Annotated in this window: 6 protein-coding genes; 1 reads left to right on the plus strand and 5 read right to left on the minus strand. The window is 72.2% G+C overall.

The genetic code is table 11. From position 1 onward, the window contains the following. Positions 1-25 precede the first annotated feature (25 nt). The 5 genes from ACFYST_RS09765 to ACFYST_RS09785 all read right to left on the minus strand — a co-directional run bounded on the left by ACFYST_RS09765 (position 26) and on the right by ACFYST_RS09785 (position 4,100). Entirely contained in the window at positions 26-784 is a 759-nt protein-coding gene (locus tag ACFYST_RS09765; RefSeq protein WP_387643694.1) for an endonuclease/exonuclease/phosphatase family protein, read from the minus strand. A 265-nt stretch (positions 785-1,049) separates the two neighbouring features. Next, a complete protein-coding gene (locus ACFYST_RS09770) occupies positions 1,050-1,991 on the minus strand; it encodes an ROK family glucokinase (RefSeq protein WP_387643691.1) in 942 nt (313 codons plus the stop codon). 197 nt (positions 1,992-2,188) lie between these two features. After that, the gene (locus ACFYST_RS09775) at positions 2,189-2,467 is read right to left on the minus strand and encodes a DUF5304 family protein (RefSeq protein ID WP_387643689.1); all 279 of its coding nucleotides are present in this window, start codon (positions 2,465-2,467) and stop codon (positions 2,189-2,191) included. 26 nt (positions 2,468-2,493) lie between these two features. After that, complete coding sequence (locus ACFYST_RS09780) at positions 2,494-3,657, minus strand: ArsA family ATPase (RefSeq protein WP_387643686.1); 1,164 nt, start codon at positions 3,655-3,657, stop codon at positions 2,494-2,496. 8 nt (positions 3,658-3,665) lie between these two features. After that, complete coding sequence (locus ACFYST_RS09785) at positions 3,666-4,100, minus strand: SRPBCC family protein (protein WP_387861170.1); 435 nt, start codon at positions 4,098-4,100, stop codon at positions 3,666-3,668. Between the two features lie 248 nt (positions 4,101-4,348). Between ACFYST_RS09785 and ACFYST_RS09790 the strand changes: the two genes are divergently transcribed. Next, positions 4,349-6,145 carry an AMP-dependent synthetase/ligase gene (locus tag ACFYST_RS09790; protein ID WP_387861172.1) on the plus strand — a complete coding sequence of 599 codons (1,797 nt, stop codon included), beginning with the start codon at positions 4,349-4,351 and terminating at the stop codon, positions 6,143-6,145. The last annotated feature ends 138 nt before the right edge of the window (positions 6,146-6,283 follow it).

Below are 6,283 nucleotides of genomic sequence, written 5' to 3' on the forward strand. Positions count from 1 at the left end.
GCTCAGCCCCGGCGCGACCGTTCCGTCACGGAGCGGGCACCCGCAGTGCCGCCAGCACCGGCAGATGATCCGTCGCCGCCCGCAGGTCCTCCGCCGAGACACCCGGCAGCGGATACGGCACCCCGCAGCCCAGCACGTCGATGTCCGGCGTCGCGAACACCCCGTCGATCCGCTGGTACGGCTGCGCCGGCACCGAAGTGAACGTCCCGCCCCACGGCGCCTTCGCGTGAGCGTCCGTCAACTCCTCCGCGAACGCCCGCCAACCCGGGCCCTCCGGCGGCTCGTTGAAATCCCCGGCCACCACGCCCGGCTCCCCCGGCCGAAGTTGACGCCGCAACAGCTCGAACTGCCGCAGCCGCTCCTCCGGTTGAAGACTCAGATGGCAACTCGTCACCGAGAACGGCCGCGACCCGCCGATCCGCAGCAACGCACTCGCGAACCCCCGCGCATGCAGCCCCCGCGCCTTCGGCAACAGCGTGTCCCGCAGCTCCAGCACGTCCACCCGCAACCTGCCGAGCAACAACGGCCCCGCCGCGACGCGGCCGCCGCCGGCCAGAATCACCATGCCGGTCCGGTGCGCCAGCCACGCCGCGGCCTTCTCGCTCTTCCAGTACCGCGGCGACTCCTGCACACACACCACGTCCGGATCGCACGCCCGGATCACCCGAGCCACCGCCGCCCGGTCATCACGCAACGACCGCACGTTGTAACTCATCACCCGCACCCGCCGCGCCCCGTCCGGCTCCACCCCGGAGGACGCCAACGCAACATCAGTGTCCGTCACCTGACCGACAGTAACAGGGAGAGCACAGCCGGGGGCGCGAGTGGGTGCGAAAACAGGGGCGCGGGGAACGGCGCGCAGCGGAAGGCACCCAACCGCAAGATCGCGACGCGGGACAATGACCTGCACTTGATCGCGACCTCGCGGACGTGGTGTGCGCTTGTCGCGCAGTTCTCCCCCAGCCCTAGGGGGCTGGGAGGTGCCCCCACGCGCCCCTGATTCGGTCACCCGCCAGCTCGCGCCAGTCTCCCCGCGCCCGCCAGCTCTCTCAGCTGCGCGCCAGGTCCGCCGCCCCGGCGATCCCCGCCGCCGACCCCATCGACGCCAGCACGACGTTCGCGCGCGGCCGGGCCGGCCCGCCCGTCAGGTACTTCTCGAAGGCGACCGAGACAGGGTCGAGCAGCAGGCGGCCGGAGTCCGAGACGCCACCGCCGAGGACGAAGACGGCCGGGTCGAAGAGCGCGGCAAGGTCGGCCATGCCGCGGCCGAGCCAGTCGGCGACCTCCGCGTAGCAGGCGAGGGCCAGCGGGTCGCCCTCCTCCGCGGCCTGGGTGATGTGGATGCCGCGAATGGTCTCGGCGAGGCCCTCGTTGAGTTCGAGCATCCGCTTGCCGGCGATCGGGTCGGCGGCGGCCTTCTCGCGGCCGTAGCGTCGCAGCGCGCGCCCGGAGCCGTACTGTTCCCAGCAGCCGTGGCCGCCGCAGCCGCAGGGCAGGCCGTCGGGGACCATGTTGAGGTGGCCGATCTCGCCGGCGACGCCGAACCGTCCGCGGTGCAGGCGGCCGTCGAGGACGATGCCGCCGCCGATGCCGGTGCCGACGGTGATCAGCAGCATGTCCTCGTAATCGGCCGCGGCGCCGAACCGGAACTCGGCCCAGGCGGCGCAGTTGGCGTCGTTCTCGATCACGGTGGGCAGGCCGGTGAGTTCCTCGACGCGCTGCTTGAGGGGCTCGTTCTCCCAGGCGATGTTGGGCGCCATCAGGACGGTGGAGCGGTCCCGGCTGACGAAGCCGGGCGCGCCGACGCCGACGGCGGCGACGCCGGGGTACTGCTCCTTCAACTCCCGTACGCCCTGGGCGATGGCGTCGACCGCCCACTGGGGGTCGGCCGGGGTGGGCACCCGGGTCTTGGCCAGAATCTCGCCGGACTCGTCGACCACACCTGCTGCGATCTTGGTACCGCCGACGTCCACGCCGATGGTCAGAGCCATGTGTCCCTCAGCTATTCACTCGTTCCCGCTCAGGCGGAACGGTACCGGCTGAGGGGTGCCCACGTACACAGTTCGGCCTACATTATCCGAAGGCAATCCTCGACCCATCGGGCAAACTGCCTTCAGGAGTCATATCGACTGTCCCGTTCGGTGATGGCTCGAAACCGCAAAGTGACGCTGACGAACTTCCGGCTTAACTACTTGTCGGAGGCCTCTTGGGGCCCGTCCAGGTCCACCCGCTCGGTCTCGGCGTGTTGGGGCGCCGACCAGCGCCGCTCGTGACCGGCCACCGCGGCGCGGTACGCGGCCAGCAGCTCGCCGCCGGCGGCGGCCAGGTGGCCGTACACCTCGGGGTTGGACTCACGCAGCTTGCCGCCGATCTCCACGGCCTTGCCGCCGAGCGCGGTCGCGAACTTCCGCACCTCTTCCACCAGCGGCGCGAACTCGCCCGTCCCGCCCGGCTGTTCCGTACTCATCACACGCTCCCGTCCGTCGGATTCCGCTACCCGCGCGGCCACAGTGCGGGATCGGGGGTGAACCGCACCGACAGCGTCCCGTCGACCAGGCCGGCCCCGCTGACGGTGCAACGGCGCAGCGCGGACGGGAGTGCCACGACTCGCCGGTAGGTTCCGGCGCCGAGGACCAATTCGTCGCCGCGGCGCAGCAGTTCGAGGTCCTCGCGGTCCGCGCCGGGCAGCGGCAGGTGCCAGATCAGCAGGTTCTCGGCGGCCAGCCGGTCCTCGGTCCAGGGCTCGGCGGGCGCGGGGATGCGCGGGGCGCCGGCCCGGTACAGCTGCTCGGCGAGCGCTTCCAGGGTGCTGTCCGGCTGCCGGGCGGTCAGCAGTGGGACGTCCAACGCCTCTGCCAGCGTGTCGAGTTGTTCGCGCTGCCGGGCGGCGGTGCGGGCCAGCCACGGGTCCGGGGAGTCGACGGCTTCGGCGGGGTGCGCGCCGTGCGCGACCACCGCGTCCAGCGGCAGGCCGTGCAGGGCGAGTCCGGCCCGGATCCGGGCGAGGGCGCGCGGCGCGGGGCGGGCGGCGTCCAGCACCAGGCGGACGGTGGTGCCGGGCGCGGTGATCACGGCGGCGGCCTCGGCGAGCGCGGCGGACGCGGCGGCCCGGGCCTCGAACAGCTTGTCGGTGGGCATCGGGACGCCCGCCAGCCCGGCCAGCAGCGGGCGCAGCGCGCGGGCGGCCTGGCGCTGTTCGGGGAGCAGCCGGGTCAGGTAGCGCTCCAGCTGGTCGGGCAGCGCGAGGGTGGCGATCAGTTCGGCGGGCGGCGGGGCGGCGACCACCAGGACCTCGGCCTTGGCCCGGGGCAGCGCGCGCAGCAGGGCGAGGGCGCGGGTGCCGGGCAGCGGGGCGAGCTCGTCGGGATCGAGCGGCTGGGCGCCGATCAGGTCGAGCGCGGGGGCGAGCCGCTCGCGGTAGCCGTCCAGGGCGGAGCGGAACGCGGCCTGTTCGTCGACCCTGGCGGCGCTCAGGAAGCGCTCCAGCTCGACGGCTTCGGGCCCGAGCCGGACGCCGAGCAGGTCGTCGACGGCCCGGTGCGGGTCGTCGGCGGCCAGCAGCAGGGTTTCGCTGCCCTGCCGGGCGTGGTGCAGGGCGGTGGCGGCGGCGATCCTGGCGGATTCGGGGCCGCTGACGAGTACGGTGCGGGTGGCCACGGACCCGGTCAGCCCTCGACGCGCTTCTTCAGGCCGGCCAGCGCCCGGTCGATGATGACCTTCTCGGCCTTGCGCTTGATCATGCCGAGCATCGGGATCTTGACGTCCACGGCCAGCTGGTAGGTGACCTCGGTGCGGCCCTGGCCGGCGGGGGCGAGCCGGTAGGAGCCGTCCAGGGAGCGCAGCATCTGGCTCCGGACCAGGGTCCAGCTGACCTCGCGGTCGCCGTCCCAGGTGTAGGCGAGGGAGTGCTCGTCGCGGATCGCGCCGGCGTCCAGCAGCAGCCGCACCTCGGCGGCGCGGCCGTCCGGTCCGGTCTGCAGGACCTCGATCTCCTTCAGTTCGTCGGTCCACTCCGGGTAGGCGGCGAAATCGGCGATCACCGCCATGACCTCGGCCGGGGTGGCGTCGATGACAATGCTCGACCTGGTGTGCTCCGCCATTGCGGCCTCCGCGATCTCCCTGTGCTGCTGTGCGCCCACCAGAGGCTATCGCGGGCGGGCCCGGCTACTTTCCGCCCGGGCACCTTACCGGCGGGTCACATTGCGTCTGCCGTAGGGTTCGCATCGATCCATCCCACGTCCGACCTGCGATGTGACGATCGGAACACCGAGGCCGACCCCTCTGGTCGAACTCACCTACCCAGCAGTAACGTCCAGTCGTCCCGCAGCGTCGCAGACGAGGAGCAGTCTTGCTCGAGGAGTTCAGCCTTCCGGCCCGCTACCAGGTACCGAGCGATGGCAACCTCGCCGACCTGGTCCACCAGAACGCGGAGCGGCACCCGGGCGTCGCTGTGCTCAGCCGCAAGGTGGACGGGCACTGGCAGGACCTCACTGCCGTCCAGTTCCTCGCCGAGGTGCACGCCGTAGCCAAGGGCCTGATCGCGTCCGGCGTCGGCCCGGGCGACCGGGTCGCCGTGATGTCCCGCACCCGCTACGAGTGGACGCTGCTGGACTTCGCGATCTGGACCGCCGGCGCGATCACCGTCCCCGTCTACGAGACCTCCTCCGCCGAGCAGGTGCAGTGGATCCTCGGCGACTCCGGCGCACTCGTCGTGATCACCGAGACCGACAAGCACGCCGCCGTGATCACCGAGGTCCGCGAGGCCGTGCCTGGGCTCAAGCACACCTGGCAGATCGAACGCGACGGCATCGCCGAACTGACCCGGGCCGGCCAGGACGTCGCCGACCAGGTGATCGCCGAACGCCGCGTCATCGCGAACCCCGACTCGATCTCCACCATCGTCTACACCTCCGGCACCACCGGCCGCCCCAAGGGCTGTCAGCTCACCCACGGCAACTTCCTCGCCGAACTGGGCAACGTCACCGCCCGGATGCCCGAGCTGTTCGTCACCGGCGAGTCCTCGGTCCTGCTGTTCCTGCCGCTGGCCCACGTGCTCGGCCGGATCGCCGAGATCGCCGCCGCCATCGTCCCGGTCAAGCTCGGCCACGTCTCCGACATCCGGAACGTCACCGAGGAACTCGGCTCCTTCCAGCCGACGCTGATCCTCGGCGTCCCCCGGGTCTTCGAGAAGGTCTACAACACCGCCCGCGCCAAGGCCCAGGCCGACGGCAAGGGCAAGATCTTCGACCGCGCCGCCGACACCGCCATCGCCTACAGCCGTGCCCTGGACGCCGGCGGCCCCTCGCTGATGCTGCGGATCAAGCACGCGATCTTCGACAAGCTGGTCTACGTCAAGCTCCGCAACGCGCTCGGCGGCCGCTGCAAGACCGCCATCTCCGGCGGCGCCCCACTCGGCGAACGGCTCGGCCACTTCTACCGCGGCATCGGCTTCTCCGTCCTGGAGGGCTACGGCCTCACCGAGTCCTGCGCCGCCACCACCTTCAACCCCAACGACCGGGCCAAGATCGGCACCGTCGGCCAGCCGCTCCCCGGCTCCGCGGTCCGCATCGCCGAGGACGGCGAGGTCCTGCTCAAGGGCCCGAACATCTTCACCGGCTACTGGAACAACCCCACCGCCACCGCCGAGGCCCTCCGGGACGGCTGGTTCGCCACCGGCGACATCGGCACCCTCGACGACGACGGCTACCTCACCATCACCGGCCGCAAGAAGGAAATCATCGTCACCGCCGGCGGCAAGAACGTCGCCCCCGCCGTGATCGAGGACCGCATCCGCGCCCACGCGATCGTCGGCGAGGTCATGGTCGTCGGCGACCGCAAGCCCTTCATCGCCTGCCTCGTCACCGTCGACGACGAGTTCTTCCCCCGCTGGAAGGCCCTCAACAACAAGCCCGCCGACGCGACGGTCGCCGACCTCCGCGAGGACCCCGACCTCCTCGCCGCGATCCAGGCCGCCGTCGACGACGGCAACCTGGCCGTCTCCCACGCCGAGGCCGTCAAGAAGTTCCGCCTCCTCACCACCACCTTCACCGAGGCCAGCGGCCACCTCACCCCGTCCCTCAAGCTCAAGCGCAACGTCGTCCTGAGGGACTTCGCGGCCGACATCGAGGCGCTGTACGCCCGGTAAGGGAAACCTGGGGCGGGGGGGGGGGGGGGGGTGGTGGGGGGGGGGGCCCCCCCCCCCGGGCGGCGCCCCCCCCCCCGGGCCCCCCCCCCCCCCCCCCCCCCCCCCCCCGCCCGCCCCCCCCCCCCCCCGCCCCCCCCG

It is taken from the genome of Kitasatospora sp. NPDC004614 (genome assembly GCF_042873675.1).
Lineage (GTDB): Bacteria > Actinomycetota > Actinomycetes > Streptomycetales > Streptomycetaceae > Kitasatospora.

Coding starts and splice junctions, on each gene's coding strand:
- ACFYST_RS09775 (WP_387643689.1), bottom strand. CDS start 2,467: ATGAGTACGGAACAGCCGGGCGGGACGGGCGAGTTCGCGCCGCTGGTG.
- ACFYST_RS09770 (WP_387643691.1), bottom strand. CDS start 1,991: ATGGCTCTGACCATCGGCGTGGACGTCGGCGGTACCAAGATCGCAGCA.
- ACFYST_RS09785 (WP_387861170.1), bottom strand. CDS start 4,100: ATGGCGGAGCACACCAGGTCGAGCATTGTCATCGACGCCACCCCGGCC.